This window comes from Winogradskyella sp., assembly GCF_016744625.1.
In the GTDB taxonomy this organism is placed as follows: Bacteria; Bacteroidota; Bacteroidia; order Flavobacteriales; family Flavobacteriaceae; genus Winogradskyella.
Genome location: NZ_JADGDZ010000024.1, coordinates 1 through 20,350, shown reverse-complemented (window position 1 = coordinate 20,350; position 20,350 = coordinate 1). Strand labels below are relative to the sequence as shown.

18 protein-coding genes are annotated in these 20,350 nt (G+C 32.0%); 9 read left to right on the top strand and 9 right to left on the bottom strand.

Annotated features, from left to right (window positions below; translation table 11 throughout):
- Window positions 1-186: 186 nt before the first annotated feature.
- Window positions 187-1,422 carry a hypothetical protein gene (locus QZZ53_RS07315; protein ID WP_296383096.1) on the top strand — a complete coding sequence of 412 codons (1,236 nt, stop codon included), beginning with the start codon at window positions 187-189 and terminating at the stop codon, window positions 1,420-1,422.
- Window positions 1,423-1,757: 335 nt separating this feature from the next.
- Here the strand turns inward: QZZ53_RS07315 and QZZ53_RS07310 are convergent, their stop codons facing one another.
- The 5 genes from QZZ53_RS07310 to QZZ53_RS07290 form a co-directional block, all read right to left on the bottom strand.
- Window positions 1,758-2,765, bottom strand: a complete 1,008-nt coding sequence (locus tag QZZ53_RS07310) for a glycosyltransferase (protein WP_296383094.1) — start codon at window positions 2,763-2,765, stop codon at window positions 1,758-1,760.
- Between the two features lie 18 nt (window positions 2,766-2,783).
- Window positions 2,784-3,800 carry a glycosyltransferase gene (locus QZZ53_RS07305; protein WP_296383092.1) on the bottom strand — a complete coding sequence of 339 codons (1,017 nt, stop codon included), beginning with the start codon at window positions 3,798-3,800 and terminating at the stop codon, window positions 2,784-2,786.
- A gap of 89 nt (window positions 3,801-3,889) precedes the next feature.
- A complete protein-coding gene (locus tag QZZ53_RS07300; protein WP_296383089.1) occupies window positions 3,890-4,909 on the bottom strand; it encodes a GntG family PLP-dependent aldolase in 1,020 nt (339 codons plus the stop codon).
- A gap of 3 nt (window positions 4,910-4,912) precedes the next feature.
- Complete coding sequence (locus QZZ53_RS07295) at window positions 4,913-7,327, bottom strand: zinc-dependent metalloprotease (protein ID WP_296383087.1); 2,415 nt, start codon at window positions 7,325-7,327, stop codon at window positions 4,913-4,915.
- Between the two features lie 68 nt (window positions 7,328-7,395).
- On the bottom strand, window positions 7,396-7,863 hold the full coding sequence (locus QZZ53_RS07290; protein ID WP_296383084.1) for a DUF4352 domain-containing protein: 468 nt from the start codon (window positions 7,861-7,863) through the stop codon (window positions 7,396-7,398).
- Window positions 7,864-8,034: 171 nt separating this feature from the next.
- On the opposite strand from QZZ53_RS07290, the gene prfB reads away from it, so the two are divergent.
- From prfB to QZZ53_RS07260, 6 genes are all read left to right on the top strand, one after another.
- Window positions 8,035-9,145 (top strand): peptide chain release factor 2 gene (gene prfB, locus QZZ53_RS07285; RefSeq protein ID WP_296383081.1). Its coding sequence is split into 2 segments (ribosomal slippage): window positions 8,035-8,097 and window positions 8,099-9,145, totalling 1,110 coding nucleotides; the frame shifts between segments, so codons are not numbered across the junction.
- Window positions 9,146-9,763: an HAD family phosphatase gene (locus QZZ53_RS07280; RefSeq protein WP_296383079.1), complete on the top strand. Its 618-nt coding sequence runs from the start codon at window positions 9,146-9,148 to the stop codon at window positions 9,761-9,763. It begins immediately after the preceding gene.
- A 2-nt stretch (window positions 9,764-9,765) separates the two neighbouring features.
- Window positions 9,766-10,107 (top strand): arsenate reductase (glutaredoxin), encoded by a 342-nt coding sequence (arsC, locus tag QZZ53_RS07275; protein WP_296383077.1) that lies wholly within the window; start codon window positions 9,766-9,768, stop codon window positions 10,105-10,107.
- Between the two features lie 12 nt (window positions 10,108-10,119).
- The gene (locus QZZ53_RS07270) at window positions 10,120-10,590 is read left to right on the top strand and encodes a hypothetical protein (protein WP_296383075.1); all 471 of its coding nucleotides are present in this window, start codon (window positions 10,120-10,122) and stop codon (window positions 10,588-10,590) included.
- Between the two features lie 185 nt (window positions 10,591-10,775).
- Window positions 10,776-12,641 carry a DUF294 nucleotidyltransferase-like domain-containing protein gene (locus QZZ53_RS07265; RefSeq protein ID WP_296383073.1) on the top strand — a complete coding sequence of 622 codons (1,866 nt, stop codon included), beginning with the start codon at window positions 10,776-10,778 and terminating at the stop codon, window positions 12,639-12,641.
- 1 nt (window position 12,642) lies between these two features.
- Complete coding sequence (locus QZZ53_RS07260; RefSeq protein WP_296383072.1) at window positions 12,643-13,305, top strand: 3'-5' exonuclease; 663 nt, start codon at window positions 12,643-12,645, stop codon at window positions 13,303-13,305.
- A gap of 69 nt (window positions 13,306-13,374) precedes the next feature.
- Here QZZ53_RS07260 and QZZ53_RS07255 read toward each other — a convergent pair whose 3' ends face one another.
- A complete protein-coding gene (locus QZZ53_RS07255) occupies window positions 13,375-15,003 on the bottom strand; it encodes an isocitrate lyase (protein ID WP_296383070.1) in 1,629 nt (542 codons plus the stop codon).
- Between the two features lie 84 nt (window positions 15,004-15,087).
- Window positions 15,088-16,686 carry a malate synthase A gene (aceB, locus tag QZZ53_RS07250; protein WP_296383069.1) on the bottom strand — a complete coding sequence of 533 codons (1,599 nt, stop codon included), beginning with the start codon at window positions 16,684-16,686 and terminating at the stop codon, window positions 15,088-15,090.
- A gap of 120 nt (window positions 16,687-16,806) precedes the next feature.
- Here aceB and QZZ53_RS07245 point away from each other — a divergent pair, with 120 nt between their 5' ends.
- Window positions 16,807-18,285 carry an XRE family transcriptional regulator gene (locus QZZ53_RS07245; protein ID WP_296383067.1) on the top strand — a complete coding sequence of 493 codons (1,479 nt, stop codon included), beginning with the start codon at window positions 16,807-16,809 and terminating at the stop codon, window positions 18,283-18,285.
- A 3-nt stretch (window positions 18,286-18,288) separates the two neighbouring features.
- Here QZZ53_RS07245 and QZZ53_RS07240 read toward each other — a convergent pair whose 3' ends face one another.
- Window positions 18,289-18,942, bottom strand: a complete 654-nt coding sequence (locus QZZ53_RS07240; RefSeq protein ID WP_296383065.1) for an HAD family phosphatase — start codon at window positions 18,940-18,942, stop codon at window positions 18,289-18,291.
- A gap of 123 nt (window positions 18,943-19,065) precedes the next feature.
- Between QZZ53_RS07240 and QZZ53_RS07235 the strand changes: the two genes are divergently transcribed.
- The gene (locus QZZ53_RS07235; RefSeq protein WP_296383063.1) at window positions 19,066-19,227 is read left to right on the top strand and encodes a hypothetical protein; all 162 of its coding nucleotides are present in this window, start codon (window positions 19,066-19,068) and stop codon (window positions 19,225-19,227) included.
- A gap of 4 nt (window positions 19,228-19,231) precedes the next feature.
- Here QZZ53_RS07235 and QZZ53_RS07230 read toward each other — a convergent pair.
- Window positions 19,232-20,350 (bottom strand): AMP-binding protein (locus QZZ53_RS07230; protein ID WP_296383061.1); only part of this gene is annotated, 1,119 nt, incomplete at its 5' end.

The window sequence follows — 20,350 nt, the reverse complement described above, 5'->3', positions numbered from 1 at the left end:
TATTATTGCTTAACACGTGAGAAAAACATGTAGGAAAAAACATCAGAGAAATGCTAATAAAAACGATGAAACGCAATGTATTTCTCTTAAAACTAATAGTTTGGCATTTTGTCTAAAAAAAATTCGAAAAGGATTGTTAAAATATATATTTGTACCAATATTAATGCTATTAACCTAATTTAAATTATGAAACAATTAACAAAATTATGCTTATTTGCGATGCTAGTGATTTTTGCATCGTGTGAGAACGAAACTTCAGAAGAAGATTCACAAACATTACAACAAAGAGAGATTTTACTTGAAGATGAAATTATTGTATCTGATGGTGAAGAAGACGCAGAACTTGTTTTTACAGCAGGTAGCGAAGACATGAATGATTCTATGGCTATTGGAATGGCCAACACTTATACTAGTGGTGCTGCGGTAACACAAGTTTATAATGTTATCGATGCAGACAGAGATCCTTTTGGAAGCCAACAGCCAAATGCAAATTTCTGGTGGTCAGAAACTGCTGAAGGTGATGATTATTTTGACGCAACAACTTATTTTGGTGCTGCTGATGGTGAAAACCTAGTATTTACAGAATATGCAAACGGTACTGCGAACCTTACTGGAACTACTATTTCTGGTACTTGTACAGTAGCTGTTAATGTATGGTTTAAAAACAAAAAAACATGGGATGAGTGGTCTGCAATTGGAGGAGAACACAAAAAAGAAGGAACTGCTGGAAATGCATCTAACTCTGAAGACATGAACTTTTATGTAATTGATCATACAAAGAGTGTGATTTCTGCTGCTGGTGGAGATTGTGTACAAGAAGGTACTTTTGGTGTAACTCAAAGACCTGATCCAAACGATTCTAATACACCTAACTATGGTTCTCACATAGGTCCAGGTGGTGCAAACTACGATTCTAATACCGGAGCACTTGGTATGAGTTCTTGGGGTTGGTTAATCGATCCTGTAACTTGTGACCCATTATGGTTAATGGATTTCAACTTTGTGTTAGAACCTGTTGCTGACGAATGCAGCGACTGTGAAGGTAAAGTAACAGATTTAATATTAAACTGGGATTGGCATAATGATTACAGAGTAAGAGTTTACCAACGTTATGAAAACACATGTTATGCAACTAAAATCTTTGATCAAGTTGTTGGTGCTGGTGAAGACTTTTCATTAACTGGTTCTAATGCAAATGGTACTTTTGGTAAGTATGTTTACATATATGTAGGTAACTGTTACTATACTAAAATTAAGACGAACTGTTGGTTAAACATTGGACCTGGATATACTAAAGGTGTGCTAGAAGTTGTTAGCGGACATAGTTCACAAGGTGGTGAGTTATGTGAATACGTACAGCCAGATAACCATTGTTACAGACACTGGTCTTGTAGAAACTATAACTCTTGTAGATATCGTTAATATCACATAAGTTATAACATAAACTATAAAAAGAGGTAACAATTAATTTGTTACCTCTTTTTTATTTAAACAAATCCTAACTAATAATAACGCTTCTTAATCAGCACAAATACATTAGGTTTTTTATTAGATTATAGAGTAGTTCATTCTGTACTATTAATTAACTAGACTGAAAAACAAAAAATCGAAATGATTTAACACCAATAACTAAAGTAGTCACAAGGCTTCAATTCCTTTTTATTTTACAATACATTATTAACTAAAATTGATATAAAAAAAGTAATAAAATACTTAAGATTAAGAGGGCTACGGATATCTTCTTAAGATCTTGAAGCTTATTTTAAAAAAGGATTAAATAGCCTAAATAACAAATAAAATATTTGTTTAGAATTAAATAACTTAGTTAATATGGAGTAAGTTATTCCCTTATAATCGCTTCCCGGAAATGTGTTCATTGGGTAGGCATTAGTGTTAGAGATATCATCTATAGCCTTTTTTGCTTGATTTAAACTTATCGTAGATTTTAACATTCTTACCATTAAAAAAAAGACAAAAGATTGTTGTCTTGTTCTCAATCGTTTTATACACTCAGAATTAACATTACTTTGCTCTAAACCTTTTATTAATGATTCAAATACTATTGCAGCATTTCTATTATCATCAATAACTCTTAGATAATGTGAAGGTTCTTTATTTGTCATTGCAGAACCTTCAACAATTAAATGTCTGTGTGCATTAATAGGAAAAAATGCCATTTTTTTAGCTTTTAAAAAAAGCTTTGCAGTTAAAATAGCATCTTCCATCCATCTATCTTCAATGAATTTAATCTTAATTTCTTCTATAAATTCTCTTTTGATGACATACCACCAAACCTCATTATTATAATTATGCTTTGCAATATAATCTTCACCGGTTAATATGGTTGATAATTCTTGCCCTGTTATATCTGGCGTAGAATGATATAAATTCGAATCTGTGGTCGATTGAGATATAAAAGTCAATATATCTAAGTTTCTATTCTCAGCCTGCTCTAATATAGTTTTTAGAACGTCTTGAGCTAAATAATCATCAGGGTCTATAAAATAAACATAAGTCCCTTTAGAAAGAGATAAGCCTTTGTTTCTAGCACTACCTACTCCTCCATTCTCTTTAGTATGTACTTTAATATGCTTGTGCTTATTACTATATGTATTAGCAATTGCTAAACTATTATCTGTAGAACCATCATTGATAACTAAAATTTCATAATCAGTAGAATCAATATCCTGAGCTAAAAGACTGTCTAAGCAAATAGAAATAAATTTTGCAGCATTATAAACAGGAATAATTATACTTAACCTCATAGAACAATTTAGATTCGCTTATTTTATTGATTTTGAAAACAAATTCTTAATTGAAATCAAAGTATATATTAGTTTTTCATTGTTTACAATAGATAGCAATATACGATAACGTAGACTAGTATATTTATAGTTGTTAAAGTTCTTCATTGGGTAAGCACCAATACCTTTAAAAATCTTCACCTTAGCCTTAACATACTTAACGCTAAATGGATTTCTAAACATATTTAAAATATTAAAGAATGTAAATACATCTCTTCTATAACTCATGTTTTTTAATAAGACATCAAAATTTGATTCCTTTTTTAGCTCATTAATCAATTGGCTTGAATTGCCAATCATCATTTGTATATATTCAATTCTCTTACATATAATATCAAAATTTTTACTACGCATTAAAGAATCTGTAGTCTGTACATAACGATGAAGGGAAACGGGAAGATAACCAACTTTATTAGCTTTGAGTAAGACTTCTAAAGTAAACATTACATCAGCATTGTATTCATTTTTATTAAAAGACATATGATGCTCTAGCATAAAATCTCTCTTTATAAAATACCACCAGATTTCGTGTCTAAAATGTACATGAGTTTCAATAAATTCTTTACCTGTACTATGTTCAACTTCTTTCGGCTCAATAGGTTTTGATATGTCTAACTTATCTAAACTTGAAGTTTCAACAGTATTAAAACCTATAATATCAAGTTGTTTACTTTCAGCTATACCTAACAATGCACCTAAACAATTTTTAACGATATAATCATCTGCATCAAGATTATAGATATAATCGCCATTTGCTAACTTTAAAAGTTTATTTCTTGTAGTGTAAGCTCCAGCATTAGGCTCTTTATGAAGACTTATATTCTTATGTCGTTTCGCATAACCATTCACTATATCAACAGAATTATCCATAGAGCCATCATCGATAATAATAATCTCATAATCGTCTTCTGAAATATCTTGATTGATTAAACTTTCTATACAATTACCAATATAATTTTTGGCATTATACATAGGAATCAATATGCTAAGCTTCATACTATTTTATTAAAGATTGAGCGAAAATAGAGGTAATAGAACTCTCTCTTAAATATATTCGTTTATATGACATAGATTGACTATTAAAATCATAATGCTTTTAATGTTGTCAAAAGTTTATCATGCATAGCATTGGTGTAATCCAAATGAGTTACCATTCTAAGCTTATTACTTCCCATACCAATAATGTAAATCTGTTTCTCTTTTAAACTATTTAGAAATTGAGTTTCATCCACATCATTATTTAATTCAAAAATGACAATATTTGTTTCTATAGGTTCTATTTTTTTAATTGATCCTAGTTTAGCTAAGACCTCACCTATTTCCTTAGCTTTTGTATGGTCTTCAGAAAGACGCTCAAAATGATGATTTAAAGCATATAAACCTGCTCCAGCTGCAAAACCAACTTGTCGCATTCCTCCACCTAATATTTTACGAACTCTCAAAGCTCCTTTCATTAAGTCACTCTTTCCAATTAGTACAGAACCCATTGGACAGCCTAACCCTTTACTCAAACACACAGAAATGGTATCAAACAATTTGCCATATTGTTTAGGACTTTCTCCTGTAGTAATAAGTGCATTCCAAAGTCGCGCTCCATCTAAATGATAACCCAAATTATGCTTATCAGCAACTTCCTTAATTTTTTTAAGTTCTTCAAAATCCCAACATGCACCTCCACCTTTGTTAGTTGTATTTTCAACTTCTATTAAACTCGTTAGTGGACTGTGGTAAAAATCTGGAGGATTTATAGATGCTTCTGCTTGTTCTGCAGTAAACATACCTCTATGACCATTTATTAATTTACATGAAATTCCACTATTAAAAGATGCTCCTCCTCCTTCATAATTATATATATGCGCATATTGATCACAAATTACTTGCTCTCCAGGATTTGTATGCAATTTCAAAGCTGCTTGATTCGCCATACTTCCTGTTGGAAAAAACAAAGCTTCATCCATACCAAACATATCTGCCAAACGTTTTTCTAAGGCATTAACTGACGGATCTTCTTTATATACATCATCACCAACTTCTGCTGTTAACATGGCATCTAACATGCCTTTAGTTGGTTTTGTAACTGTATCGCTTCTTAGGTCTATTATCATATTCTAATTTGAATTGTAATTGCAGATGTCACTTCCTATTGGTGAACCATCTGGTATTTTTGGTGAATTTTCTAATTTGAATTTTTCTGGTCTTTGTGTAAACTCTCTTATCATCATTCCATATTGTGATGCATAAGGAACTCCTTCTTTTTTATCAAATAAATAATCTCCAACAAGTGAAGAAATCTTTTGATTAACTATAGCTTTAACTTGAAAATAACTCGCATCATTAACCGCTAAATTCATTAAATATTTCAATACATTCACATTAATTTGTTGCTGTATTTCTGACAAATAAGAATCATTTTGTTTTATACCAAATGAATTCTTTAAAAGTTCATCCATAACTTCTTCTAAACCCAACTGGTTCTTATCTAAACTCTTCTGCAACACCAAACGATTAACGCGTTGAGGATGTAATAAATATTTTAAAGTCATATCACTTGCAGTATTCACAGCACTAAACGGATCGAAAGCAACTCCAGTTTTTCCTTTAAAAGATTCGCGTGTGCGATTATATCCAAATGCTCTTGGAGGAAACAAAGCAAGTTTATCTTTTGGAATAGCCAAGGTTTTGGCCTTTAGTGTTTTTAGTATTACATCTAAAGTTTGTTTTTGCGAATTAACATCAACAGGTTTAGTCGTTAATTGTCCATCACCTTTAACCGCATAATTGTAATCTAAGCCACCAATAATTTTGGTTGCTGCTTCAACCTGAAAGCGATGATAAAAATATAAAGGCAAAAAGACATCTTCTAAAACCGAATATGGCTCATAAGTCTTTATGTTATCTTTTGAAAAGTTAGAAATAGCTTGTTCTCGTAATTCTAATACAGCATTCAATTCTTCTGCTGCTGTTTTTCCATTGTCCCACAAATGTGCTAAAACATGTGCTCCGCCAGAAGCTCTAGCATCAGAATCTGTAATAAAACGTAAATCATCATCTTGTGCTTTTTTTAATATGGCATTTAAAGCCTGTATCTCGTTCGTGTCTTTATCAAATTCAGAATAACTATATACAACTGTCACTTTATCCCATACTCCAATTCCTGTAGCATAAGCTTTACTAAAATCTATAGTTCCATTTCTTAAAGAAATCTGAGGATGTGGATAATCCATAACCGAAGCTCTATTATTAGTACTTGCCGCAAAATTATGAGTAAATCCTATCGTATGTCCAACTTCGTGAGCACTTAATTGTCTTATTCTTGCCAAAGCCATATCTAACATCGGTTGATAATTATCATCGCGCTCTGCAAAAGGTTTGTTCATAAGTGCCTGTGCAATCATAAAATCTTGACGAATACGTAAACTCCCTAAACTTACGTGGCCTTTTATAATTTCACCAGTTCTTGGATCAACGACACTAGCTCCATAACTCCAACCCCTTGTGCTTCTATGAACCCATTGAATTACATTATATCTACAGTCCATTGGATCTGCATCTTCAGGCAATAGTTTTACCTGAAATGCATCCTTAAACCCAATCGCTTCATAAGCTTCATTCCACCAACGCGCGCCTTCTAACAAAGCAGAGCGCACAGGTTCTGGAGTACCAGGATCTAAATAATAAATAATAGGTTCTTTAGCTTCACTAACTTGAGCATTTGGATTTTCCTTTTCTAAACGATGGCGAATGATAAAACGCTTCTTGATATTTTCTTGAATTGGAGTCGCATAATCCAAATAAGACATAGAAATTGCTCCACTTCTAGTATCAAACACTCTAGGCTTATAATTATTATCTGGTAATTTAATAAACGAATGATGCTGAACAACAGTTACTAAAGATGCTGTAGGAGTTACACTCCTCAAATTTCGTCCAGTTGGTTGACCTTTAAAAGTCAATAATGACTCAAATTCTACGTTTTCTGGAAATGCTTTTGTTCGTTCTAATGCCAATGCACTTTTAGAAGCGTCGATTTTATAATTTCCTTCCTTACTTCCTTTTAAACGATTTACAACACCATGTGTATCTTCCATTAAAAATGGTGTGAAATCCACGATGTAATTTCCTTCTTTTTTAGATAAAATCTTAAATCCAAATAAAACGGACTGTGCAAAAGCTTGCTCAATACTTCTCTTTTCTAATGCATTATCTGTATTTGCTCTGTATTTTAGATTTGGCTGAATGAGTAGTAATTTATTTCCCGTTTTTTTAAAATACACTAAGCGTTCATTGCCTAGTTGCCCTCTATCTAAGCCTATATCATTACTTCCTATACCAGAAGCCAAAGAATTAACATAAAGAAATTCTTCATTAAGCTTTTCAACCTTAAGGTAAATTTTATCAGTGCTATCTTCGTAATAAAAGTCAAAATAACCTTCATAGGTTTTAAGGTCTTTCTTATTTAGAATCTGTGCCTGAAATTGAAAACTAAAACATACAAGACAAAAAAGGATAGCTGATTTTTTCATGTTCAAAATATTGAATCATAAAACTACGGAATTTCTAAAAAACTAGTAAGATATTATTCAATAGTAAATTAAAATTCAATAAGATCATTACCTTTAACACGTAAGTATTTTAGCTTTGTTTCTTTTGGGATTTGTGGTTGAAAATAAATCCTAGCTTGTCGACCTTTGTTAGGCTTAATTTTAAATTCATAATTTTCGCAATCATTCATGTTTAATCCATTACCTGCGCATAAATATGCATCATAAACGTTTAAATCTTCGTCAACGACTTGAAATTGTCTTAAATCAAAAACTATTTTTTCATCGGTCTTGTTCTTAATCTTAAACCAAATAAAAATTGATTTATAACCTTTTTTTGCCTTTTCATAAACAGTTCCTCCACCACCTGTAGTACCAACATCAACCATTTTACTTTTAGAATAACTAATTATTTTAAAATCAATACGTTCTGATAATTCGTAAAACTTACGTTCGTACTTTTCTTGAGAGCTTATTGTTAAAGGGAACAAAAAGATAACTATAAAGATATATTTCATAAAAACTTTGATTAAAGCGTTGGTTGGTTTAAAGTTAGTGTTTTATTTCAATAACAAATTTAACGTCATAAATTCTTTAATATTTATTAGCCAACTAGACTTATAAAAAACTAATTCAAAATTATGGTACATAATTAGAGCACCTTATATTTGTAGAAATTACTATTATTTATGATAACATCAGATCAAATTAAAGATCTTAATTCCCGTCTAGACACACTTAGACAATATCTTTGACTTAGATGCTAAGCTCATAGAAATCGCCAACGAAGAAGAACAAACTTTCGATCCTAATTTCTGGAATGACTCTAAAGCAGCCGAATTGGTTATGAAGTCCATTCGAGAGAAAAAAAGCTGGGTAAAAGATTACAATTCTGCCAAATCACTTTTTGAAGACTTAGAAGTTATATATGAATTCTACAAAGAAGACGAAGCGCCAATGGAAAATGTGGAGAAACGTTTTGAAAAAGCTGTGAATGCTATTGAAAAACTCGAATTCAAAAATATGCTTTCTGAAGAAGGAGACAGCTTAAGTGCTGTGCTACAAATCACTGCAGGTGCTGGTGGAACAGAATCTTGTGATTGGGCAAACATGCTAATGCGTATGTATTTAATGTTTGCCGAAAAAAGTGGATACAAAGTTAAAGAGCTTAACTACCAAGAAGGCGATGTTGCAGGCATTAAAACCGTAACCATAGAAATTGAAGGAGATTTTGCCTTCGGTTGGCTTAAAGGCGAAAATGGTGTTCATCGTTTAGTGCGTATTTCACCTTTTGATAGTAATGCCAAACGACACACAAGTTTTGCTTCGGTTTATGTGTATCCTTTAGTTGATGATTCTATTGAAATTGACATTAATCCTGCTGATATTGAAATCACAACAGCACGTTCTAGTGGAGCTGGTGGGCAGAATGTAAATAAGGTTGAAACTAAAGTGCAATTACGACATAAACCATCTGGTATTCAAATTCAATGTTCAGAGACACGTTCTCAACAAGACAATAGAACACGAGCAATGCAAATGTTGAAGTCTCAACTATATGAAATTGAATTACAAAAGCAAATGGCACAACGCGAGGATATTGAAGCAGGTAAAATGAAGATTGAATGGGGAAGCCAAATTAGAAACTACGTTATGCATCCTTATAAATTGGTTAAAGATGTACGTTCTGCTCACGAAACAGGAAATGTAGATGCGGTTATGGATGGAGATATTGAACCTTTTTTAAAGGCTTATTTAATGATGATGGGACAACAAGAAGTTGATACAAATAAACTATAGATGAAAAAAATAGATACAATAATTTTCGACCTTGGAGGTGTTTTAATAGACTGGAATCCAGAATATGTTTATCTAGACGTTTTTAATGGAGACCGAGAAAAAATGCAATGGTTTTTTGACAACATTTGCACTAATGATTGGAACGAGAATCAAGATGCAGGTTATCCATTACAAAAAGCTACAGAAGAGCGTGTTGCACTATTTCCTGAGCATGAAGAGTTAATTCGCATATTTTATGGTCGTTGGGAAGAAATGCTCGGAGAAGCCATTGATGGTACTGTTGCAATACTTAAAAGTCTAATTGAGAATCCAAATTACAAAGTAGTAGCCTTAACTAATTGGAGTCATGAAACCTTTCCTGTCGCATTAGAGCGTTTTGAATTTTTACATTGGTTTGAAGGTATTATCGTATCAGGTGATGAAAAAACAAGAAAGCCATTTCCAGAGATTTATAAATTAACCTTAGATAGGTTCAATATTATTGCAGAAAAATCTATTTTTATAGATGATAATCTTAGAAATATTGAGTCCGCAAATGCATTAGGCATTAATGGCATACATTTTGAATCATCAAATGCGTTACTAAATCAATTAAAAACATATTCAATTACAATTTAAAAATGACTACTATATATTATAACCCAAGATGTTCAAAATCTAGACAAGGCTTAGCTTTACTAGAGGAATCTGGAAAAGAATTTGAAATCATCAAATATCTTGATGGAAACATAACTATCAAAGAATTAGAAGCTATCATCTCTAAATTAGATATCAAACCGATTGATTTGGTTCGTAAAAACGAAGCTATTTGGAAATCTGATTATAAAGGTAAAACACTGTCAGATAAAAAAATTATTGAAGCAATGGTAGCAAACCCTAAATTAATAGAACGACCAATTGTCATCAACGGAAATAAAGCAGTGGTTGGAAGACCACCACAAACTATATTAAACATCATCTAAAATTTAAGACAAATGAAAAAAACAATATTAGTTCTTTTCTCATTATTTCTAGTTCTAAATGTATTTGGACAAAGACGTAGAAACACAAATAATATTCCTCAAGCCAATAGCGAACCTTCTGAGAGAGATATCGCTAAACAAAAGCGTGAGATGGAAGAGCGAAAAAATGAATACATTGCTACTTTCTTAACAACACTTGAAGCTGATGACTTTCAGAAACAAATAATTAAACAATATCTTAATAGTTATAATGATGCAAGGTTTGAAATTATTAAAACAAAGTTTGAGCACAGAATAGATCGTGAAGCAGCCATAAAAAAATTAGAAGAGACGCACTTTATCGAACTAAAAGAATTGATTTCAGAAAGTGATATGTCCAAAATACAAGAACTAATTAAAGGTAATTTCAAAGAAAAAGAGGTCTTAAAAGAAAAGAAAAAAAAGAAGAAAAGGAAAAAGAAGCGTAAAAAAGATAAAGGCTAAATACGGTTACCTTTAATTAAAGATTTTTTAGATTAATATTTACCCTTATTCAGTACAAGAGTCGTGATGAAGAAAATATTGTCGACAATTTTAATATTAAAGGGCTAAATTAATAACTATATCATTTTAGCAACAATATGATATAACTCATAACCATCCATTCATTTTTTAGCTAACTTGCTAGAATGAATACCATTGCAGAACGCATTTTTGATTTTTTAAAGAACTTCCCTCCTTTTGATATGCTGAATAGTAAACAACTTATAGCTATATCAAAAGCTGTAGAGGTTGGGTATTTTGAAAAAGGGCAATCTATATTTAAAATCGAAGAATCTGTTGAAGATCATTTTTATGTCGTTAAAAATGGTGCTATAGGATTATATACAACTGAAGGAACTATTGTAGATGAATGTGATGAAGGCGACATCTTTGGTCTTAGAGCATTATTGAGAAAAGACAACTATATTTTAGATGCTATTGCTATAGAAGAAAGTATAGTTTATTCAATTTCTTCACATTTATTAGAAGATTATATTACAAATAACTCAGAAGCCAGTCAATTTTTAATGACAAGTTTTGTTACTAATTCTAGAAATATAGAATCTAATATAACCTCTTCAGAATTTACTAATCTTCAGTCTGCAGATTATTCTAAAAATCCAATTACCTGTTCTATAGACACCTCAATACAATCTGCGGCTCAAATTATGACTGAAAAGCACGTAGGTTCAATTGTGGTTGTAAATGAGTTAAAACCAATAGGAATTATTACTGATAAAGACTTACGTACAAAAATTGCAACTGGTAGTATTTCAATTTCAGAATCTGTCTCAAAAATTATGTCTTCTCCTGTAGTAACTTATCCAGAGAACACTACAGTATCTGAGGCACAAATTGCGATGCTGAAACACCAAATAACACATTTGTGTATTACCAAAGACGGTACAATTAATTCTCAGTTGACTGGTATATTATCTGAGCACGACATCATTGTTTTAAGAGAGAATAATGCATCCTCCCTAGTCAAAGAAATTAAACGTTGTAGCTCAGTATTACAATTAAAAGATATAAGAGCTAGAGCAGAGAATTTACTTAAGCGCTATTTAGAACAAGATTTACCTATAGAATTTGCGGCAAAATTAATATCAACCATAAATGATGTAATTACTCAAAGAATAATAGACATGGCTATTTCACAGCAAAATGAAGAACCTCCAGTAAATTTTGCATGGTTGGCCATTGGTAGCCAAGGTAGACAAGAGCAATTATTAATGACGGATCAAGACAATGCTTTAGTCTTTGATGATATCTCTGAGGATATAAATGAGGCCAACAAATTGTACTTTATAAACTTAGCAAAGCAGATAAATAAAGATTTGACTACTGTAGGATTTGAATTATGTCCTGCTGACATGATGGGAAGTAATCCAAAATGGTGCTTGTCATCATCTGAATGGTCGCAACAGTTTAATAGATGGATTACATCGCCAGATCAAGACAACTTAATGCTTTGCACTATTTTCTTCGATTTTGAGCATGTATTTGGTAGTAAAGATTTAATTGAGACACTTTCTCAAAGTATTTTTGAAAGTATTGATAATCACGATATATTTTTAACTTACTTAGGAAGAAATGCATTACAAAATCCACCTCCTCTTAGCTTTTTTAGACAATTTTTGGTAGAAGAAAGTGGTGAACACAAAAATCAATTTGATATTAAAGCACGCTCAATGATGCCTCTAGTTGATGCTGCTCGATTGCTTATTTTATCCCATAAAATAAAACACATAAACAATACTATTGAGCGTTTTAAAAAATTAGTTGAGTTAGAACCTCAAAATAAAGACACTTACTTATTTTGTATAGAAGCTTATAAAGATCTTCTTTGGTTTAGAACAGAACAAGGATTAAAAAATGTTGACTCTGGCAGATTTATCGATGTACAATCATTAAGCAAAATAAATCGTTTAAAACTAAGACGTAGTTTTAAAGCTGTGAAATTAATACAAGAACTGATTCAAACACGTTTTAAACTTTCACAATTCCTATAGTATGTCTTGGTTTAAACGTAAAAACTATCCTGATTTCTGGCAAAACTATGTCGCTCATTTTAAAGAGAAACAGCAAGTAGATATAGAAGGTATTCGCTTTATCATCTTTGATACAGAAACTACAGGTCTTAATCCTAAAAAGGATCGTATTCTATCTATAGGCTGTATTGGTGTTGAAAATTCTAGAATTAAAGTTGCCGATCAATTAGAAAGCTATTTAAGTCAAGAACATTTTAATGTTGAAACGGTTAAAATTCATGGTTTATTAAAAGAAGGTAAACTATCAAAAATTGATGAAGAAGAAGCTATTATTGAATTCTTAAGCTATATTGAAAATGCAATTTTAGTAGCACATCATGCTGCATTTGACGTAGCAATGGTTAACAATGTATTAAAACGAATGCAGCTACCAAAACTTAAAAACAAAGTATTAGATACTGGGCACCTTTTTCAAAAGACAAAGCTAGATACCAGTAAAGAGCATTTTGGATTAGATGAACTTTCAAACCGATTTAGTATTCCTTTACACGATAGGCATACAGCTTCTGGTGATGCTTATATTACTGCTGTTTTATTTTTAAAAATTCTCTCTTTCCTCAACAAGAACAATAACTTAAATCTAAAAGATTTGCTGCGTTCACATAAAAGAATTGGTTTGCTGTAAAAAAAAGACACACTCAAAATTGAGTGTGCCTCGATCTAAATAATAAAATATAAAAGGGTAATAATAATTTTAAGCAACACTTAATTCATTATCAACTTTAGGCGCTTTTGATTTAACTTCAAATTGATTTGAGGTATTATTTTCACCACCAGCTTTTAATGCTTTATCACCCGCAAAAAATGTTTTGTGATCATCACCAAGATCAGAACCTGCCATTCTTTGATGCTTAACACAAGAAACACTTTTTCTTATTTCCTGTCTCTGTACACCTTTTACATAAGCCAACATGCCTTCTTCTCCAAAATAACCTTCGGTTAAATCATTCATATGCAATGCCGTTGTATGATACGTTGGTAACGTAATCAAGTGATGAAAAATACCAGCATCTCTTGCTCCATCTATTTGAAATGTTTTAATTTTTTGATCTGCACGATGACATAATTCAGAATTATCATATTGTGCTTCCATTAAATTATTTCTATCATAAGCCGTCATATTTTCCCCTTCTGCAAGCATTTCGTCATATACTTGATTACGGAAGTTCAATGTCCAGTTAAAAGATGGTGAGTTATTGTACACCAATTTTGCATTAGGTACTACGTCTTTAATTCTGTTTACCATATGAGCTATTTGTTTCACATTTGGTGTTGGTGTTTCAATCCATAACAAATCTGCTCCATTTTGTAAGCTGGTAATACAATCTAAAACAACACGATCTATATTTGAACCTTCTTTGAATTTATATAAACCATTTGCCAATCTAATTGGACGCACTAATTTGCCCTCTCTCTTTAATAAAACGTCACCTTCTTTAGCATCTTCAATTGCAATTTCTCTAGCATCTACAAAAGCTAAATACTGAGACGCTAAATCACCTGGTTCCTGGCTTACTGGTAGTTTTTGAGTAAGACCTGCACCTTCAGAATCTGTTCTTGCTACAATAATTCCATCTTCAACACCCAACTCTAAGAATGCATATCTAATCGCATTCAATTTCGCAATAAAATCTTCATGTGGTACTGTTACTTTTCCATCTTGATGTCCGCACTGTTTAGCATCAGACACTTGATTTTCAATTTGAATAGCACATGCTCCAGCCTGAATCATTTTTTTTGCCAATAAAAATGTTGCTTCTTCATTCCCAAATCCAGCATCGATATCAGCAATAATCGGAACGATATGCGTTTCGAAATTATCAATTTGATTCTGTACATTTTCACCATTCTCTAATCTTCTAAACAAATCATTCAACTCTATAGCATCAGCTTGTCGTAAGAAATCATAAATTTCTTCAATAAGTCCAGAAACAGCTGTTTTTTCGTGCATAGACTGATCTGGTAATGGTCCAAATTCTGAGCGTAATGCCGCTACCATCCAACCAGAAAGATATAAATAGCGTTTACTAGTTGTTTTGTGGTGTTTTTTTACAGCAATCATTTTTTGCTGAGCCACAAAACCATGCCAGCAACCTAAAGATTGAGTGTAATTAGATGAATCTGCATCATACGCTGCCATATCTTCTCTCATAATAGCCGCTGTATATTTTGCGATATCTAATCCTGTTCTAAATTGGTTTTGAGCGACCATTCTGGCTGCGCTTTCAGGATTTATGGCATTCCAAGTTTGTCCATACTTTGCTTTAAGATCTCTCACTGTTTGTAATGCTGAACGATAGTTACTTTGTGATAAATTTTTCATAATTTTGCTTTTGATTATTGAGGTTATACGAAATTTTGATAATTAGGTCTCGTAAGCTATTCCAGTAGTTGCGAGACATTTTTTTTATATATACTTATATGCTGACAGCGTTAAGAATTCTTCAAATTCAGTTTGTGTTACTAAACGCTTAAAAAGGCCTATTGCTTCAGAGAATTTGGTGTTTTTAATTTTCCCCTCTCCTACTTCGATTATGATTTTTTCGACTTCATCATCAAACAACGTGTCAAATACATCCTTATTAAAAACGCTTCCATCTTCTAAAAACGCTTTGTTTTTTAACCATTGCCAGACTTGAGTTCTAGATATTTCAGCAGTTGCAGCATCTTCCATTAAATTGTAAAGCGCTACAGCACCATATCCTCTTAACCAAGCTTCTAGATATAATATACCAACGTTGATATTTTTTCTAATTCCGGCTTCAGTAATAGTGCCTTGTGGCATTTCTACCAGATCGTATTCTGTAACTTTAACATCTTCTCGTTTGTTGAAAATCTGATTTGGTGTTGGCATATATTTGTCAAATTCCTTCATTGCAACTTCTACCAATGCAGGATGTGCAACCCAAGTTCCATCGTGTCCATTTCTGGCCTCGCGTTCCTTATCAACTCTCACTTTTTCGAGTGCAACATTATTGGCTTCAGGATTATTTTTAATCGGAATTTGTGCTGCCATTCCGCCCATTGCATGGATACCACGTTTGTGACAACGTTGAATCACTAAGTTAGAATAGGCAGCCATAAAAGGTGTAGTCATTGTTACCTGATCACGATTTGGAACTACAAAACCTTTATGGTTTCTAAATTTTTTGATGTATGAAAAAATATAATCCCAACGTCCGCAGTTTAAACCAACAATATGGTCTTTGAGTTCGTAGATATATTCATCTAACTGAAAACTCGCCGTAATGGTTTCTACAAGTAAAGTTGCTTTGAATGTTCCATTAGGAATTTCTAAATAGTTTTGAGCGAACTCAAAAACTTCGTTCCACCAGCGTGCTTCTAAATAATACTCTAATTTTGGCAAATAAAAATATGGTGCAGTACCTCTTTCAATTAATGCTATACTATTATGAAAAACATAAAGCCCAAAATCAAACAAGCTACCAGACATTTCCTCTCCATTAACAATTAGATGACGTTCGTTTAAATGCAAACCTCTGGGTCTAACTATTAGTACAGCTATATTTTCATTAAGTTTATAATGCTTACCTCTAGTTTCATCTACTAATTCAATGGTTTTTAAGTTAGCATCAATTAAATTTTGTTGACCTTCTAAAGTGTTTTTCCAACTTGGTGCGTTACTATCTTCAAAATCTGCCATAAATGTTTTGGCACCAGAGTTTAAAGCATTAATCACCATTTTACGATCTACTGGACCAGTAATCTCGACACGACGGTCTAATAAATCTTCAGGAATTGGTGCTGCTACCCATTCTGATACTCTTATTGATTCAGTTTCTTTAGGAAAAGAAGGAAATCCACCTTTATCAAAAACTAGTTGTTGTTTTTCTCTGCGTTCTAACAAAGATAAACGAGATGCATTAAATTTTTCTTGTAATACTGTAAGAAAGACTAATGCTTCTTCCGTTAAAAGTTCTGGGTAGAAATTTGTCACCTCTGGTGAAAATTTCATTTTCTTTTGTGTTTTTGCAATTACTTCCATGCTTAATTATTTTGATGAAACAATGTTACAAACTATTTTTAAAAAAAACAAGCGAACGTTCGCTAAATATTTTTTTTTCGTTTTTTACGTAAGTTCGCAAAATGTACTATATTTGTTAATATGGAACAAGATTATATTAAACTAATATTTGGACTAAAATTGAAGCAAATCCGTACAGACAGAGAGCTTTCGTTGTTTGGGTTATCAAAATTATCAGGTCTCTCAAAATCATATCTTAATGAAATAGAAAAGGGAAAAAAATACCCAAAGCCAGATAAAATCGCTTCATTATCTGAACATTTAGATGTTCCATATGATGAAATGGTCTCATTAAAACTTGATAAAAACTTAGCTCCTATTGGCGAAATTTTGCAATCTAAGTTGCTAAAAGAAATTCCTTTAGAGTTATTTGGGATTCAGGAAAGTACTATGATTGACATTATTTCTAATGCACCATCAAAAGTCACTGCATTTATTAGCACTATTATTGAAATCGCGAAGAATTACAACTTTAGTAAAGAAAGTTTTTACTTAGCTTCTGTACGATCTTTTCAAGAAGCTAACAATAATTATTTCGATGATTTAGAACTATCCGTTTTAGCATTTGCAAAAACCTATCATGTAGATTTAAAGCAGTCATTAAAATCTAAAGAACTTGAAGATATTTTAATTGAAGAGTATGGATATACTATTAATACATCAGAACTAGCATCACATACAGAATTAGATAATTTACGTTCTGTTTTTATCCCTAAAACAAAAACACTTTTACTCGCTAAACATATTGATGATGCTCAGAAAACATTTATATATGCTAAAGAGATTGCTTATAACTACTTAGAAATCAGTGAACGACTTTACACTTTCTCTTGGATTAAATTTGAAAATTTTGACCAAGTTCTTAATAACTTCTACGCGTCATATTTCGCTGGTGCTTTAATTATTCCTAGAGCACGATTAGTTTCTGATTTAAAAACATTATTTTCTAAGAAATCCTTTAAAACAAAAGATTTTGAACGTGTAATTAGTAATTATAATGCTTCACCGGAATCTATTTACCATAGACTAACCAATATTTTACCTAAGGATTTCAACCTAAATAGCTTATTCTTTTTAAGGTTCTCTCATCAAAAAGGCAACAATAATTTCGAATTAAATAAAGAGCTACACTTATCTAAGCAGCAATCGCCACATGCCAATGAAACAGATGAACATTATTGCAGGCGATGGGTATCTCTAAAAGTTATAGATCGAATAAGTCGTACTAATAACTTACATGAATTTGATGTACAGATTTCAAATTACCCAAATGAAGACAAAAGTTATTTAGTATTATCTTCTGCTACAGCTGACCCATTTGTATCAGACAGATACAGAAGCGTTAGTATTGGTATTTTAATCAATAATCAATTTAATCGTAAAGTAGCATTTGCAAAAAGTCGATCCATAACTACGGTTCAAGTTGGTGTAACTTGTGAACGTTGCGCCATAAAAGAATGCTACGTAAGACAAGCCAAGCCGGTGTTTATTACATCTAAACTTAAAGATGAAAAAATTGCAGATGTCGTAAACCAGCTTCAGGAAAAATACGGGAAGTAAACCTTAAACGATATTTGCGATTTTAGAATAACTAAGGGCTTCAAAACTAGTCACAACCTTATTTGCTAAAGCGTAATCCTGATGTGATGAGTGCAGACTTTTAAAACCTACACAAAATATATCTGCGGAATTTGCGGCCTTAATACCATTGGTAGAATCTTCTATTACAATACATTCAGATCGTTTAAAACCAGTTGATTCAGCTGCTTTAATAAAAATTTCTGGATGTGGTTTTGACTGCTTCAAATCTGCTCCACTAAATTTTGCGATGAAATATTGATTGAGATTAAAACGATCGAAAATTTGATTAATGCCTAACATAGATGCAGAAGACGCAACAACTAAGACTACATCGTTAGCATAAAAATCTTTGATTCTATCTAATACACCATCTATTAAATCTAGCTCATCATTAACAAAGAAATACTTGTAATGCTTGCGTTTTAGACTCATTAAATATTCTGGAGTTTCACTTATATTAAAATGATCAACTAAACGCATACAAATATTGATTGTAGATTGCCCTGTAAATGAAGCATATAAATCTTCATCGACATCTATTTTAACATCTTCAAACATTTGATGATATGCCTTACGATGTAACGGCTCAGTATCAACGATTACACCATCCATATCAAATAAAACAGCTTTTAGCATACTTTTTAATTTGCGACGAAGATAAAAAAGTAAATGGCATTGTATACTAGATGGTATAGCAATACCATTATATTTTTATAAAATTATGTTTAGTTTTACAGCTTGATACTTATTTAATACAAAATGGCAAAAAAAGGACGTGAGAAAAACACCGCAAATAAAGCCAAGCATAGTAAACTAATTGCTCAAAAAAAGAACAAGATAAAATCTAAAGATGCTGAACGCAAGGCTCGTTTAAAAGCAATAGTTGAGCTTTCAAAAGCAAAAAAAGACAGCAAATCTTAATTAATTATAACACATTATCCATAATATCCTTAACTACTTCTGGATTTAATAATGTACTTGTATCACCTAATTGATCCGTTTCATTACATGCAATCTTCCTTAAGATTCGTCTCATAATTTTCCCACTTCTAGTTTTTGGTAAACCTTCCGTAAATTGAATTTTATTCAACTTTGCTATAGGTCCAATTTGTTCTGTAATGACTTGGTTAATTTCTTTACGTAAATTATCATGATTTCGACTTTCACCTGTCTCTTTAAGAGTCACGTAACCATATAAAGCATTTCCTTTTATATCATGAGGAAAACCTACTATGGCGCTTTCTGCAACTGCTGGATGCTCATTAATAGCATCTTCTATTGGCGCAGTTCCTAAGTTATGACCAGAAACAATAATAACATCATCTACTCTACCTGTTATTCTATAATAACCAACTTCGTCTCTTAACGCTCCATCACCAGTGAAATATTTATTATCATAAGCTGAAAAATAAGTATCCTTATATCGTTGATGATTTCCCCAAATTGTTCTAGCCATACTTGGCCAAGGGAATTTAACACACAGTCTTCCATCGACTTGATTCCCTTTTATTTCTTCACCATGTTCGTCCATTAATGCTGGCTGAATGCCAATAAAAGGTAAGGTCGCATATGTTGGTTTTGTTGGTGTTGCGAATGCAATTGGAGTAATCATGATACCTCCTGTTTCGGTTTGCCACCAAGTGTCTACAATTGGTGCTTTTTTCTTACCTACGTTATCATCGTACCAATGCCAAGCTTCTTCATTTATTGGTTCACCAACAGTTCCTAATACTTTTAGAGATGATAAATCATATTTTTCTAAATGCGCCACACCTTCTTTAGCTAAAGCTCTAATCGCAGTGGGTGCTGTATAAAATTGATTAACTTTATGCTTCTCTACAATCTCCCAAAAACGTCCAAAATCTGGATAACTTGGTACACCTTCAAACATTACTGTTGTAGCTCCATTACATAATGGTCCATAAACAATATAACTATGTCCTGTAATCCAACCTATATCTGCTGTACACCAATATACATCTTGCTCTCTATATTGAAATACATTTTTAAACGTATAAGCTGTATATACCATATAACCTCCTGT

Coding starts and splice junctions, on each gene's coding strand:
- QZZ53_RS07315 (WP_296383096.1), top strand. CDS start 187: ATGAAACAATTAACAAAATTATGCTTATTTGCGATGCTAGTGATTTTT.
- QZZ53_RS07310 (WP_296383094.1), bottom strand. CDS start 2,765: ATGAGGTTAAGTATAATTATTCCTGTTTATAATGCTGCAAAATTTATT.
- QZZ53_RS07305 (WP_296383092.1), bottom strand. CDS start 3,800: ATGAAGCTTAGCATATTGATTCCTATGTATAATGCCAAAAATTATATT.
- QZZ53_RS07300 (WP_296383089.1), bottom strand. CDS start 4,909: ATGATAATAGACCTAAGAAGCGATACAGTTACAAAACCAACTAAAGGC.
- QZZ53_RS07295 (WP_296383087.1), bottom strand. CDS start 7,327: ATGAAAAAATCAGCTATCCTTTTTTGTCTTGTATGTTTTAGTTTTCAA.
- QZZ53_RS07290 (WP_296383084.1), bottom strand. CDS start 7,863: ATGAAATATATCTTTATAGTTATCTTTTTGTTCCCTTTAACAATAAGC.
- QZZ53_RS07280 (WP_296383079.1), top strand. CDS start 9,146: ATGAAAAAAATAGATACAATAATTTTCGACCTTGGAGGTGTTTTAATA.
- arsC (WP_296383077.1), top strand. CDS start 9,766: ATGACTACTATATATTATAACCCAAGATGTTCAAAATCTAGACAAGGC.
- QZZ53_RS07270 (WP_296383075.1), top strand. CDS start 10,120: ATGAAAAAAACAATATTAGTTCTTTTCTCATTATTTCTAGTTCTAAAT.
- QZZ53_RS07265 (WP_296383073.1), top strand. CDS start 10,776: ATGAATACCATTGCAGAACGCATTTTTGATTTTTTAAAGAACTTCCCT.
- QZZ53_RS07260 (WP_296383072.1), top strand. CDS start 12,643: ATGTCTTGGTTTAAACGTAAAAACTATCCTGATTTCTGGCAAAACTAT.
- QZZ53_RS07255 (WP_296383070.1), bottom strand. CDS start 15,003: ATGAAAAATTTATCACAAAGTAACTATCGTTCAGCATTACAAACAGTG.
- aceB (WP_296383069.1), bottom strand. CDS start 16,686: ATGGAAGTAATTGCAAAAACACAAAAGAAAATGAAATTTTCACCAGAG.
- QZZ53_RS07245 (WP_296383067.1), top strand. CDS start 16,807: ATGGAACAAGATTATATTAAACTAATATTTGGACTAAAATTGAAGCAA.
- QZZ53_RS07240 (WP_296383065.1), bottom strand. CDS start 18,942: ATGCTAAAAGCTGTTTTATTTGATATGGATGGTGTAATCGTTGATACT.
- QZZ53_RS07235 (WP_296383063.1), top strand. CDS start 19,066: ATGGCAAAAAAAGGACGTGAGAAAAACACCGCAAATAAAGCCAAGCAT.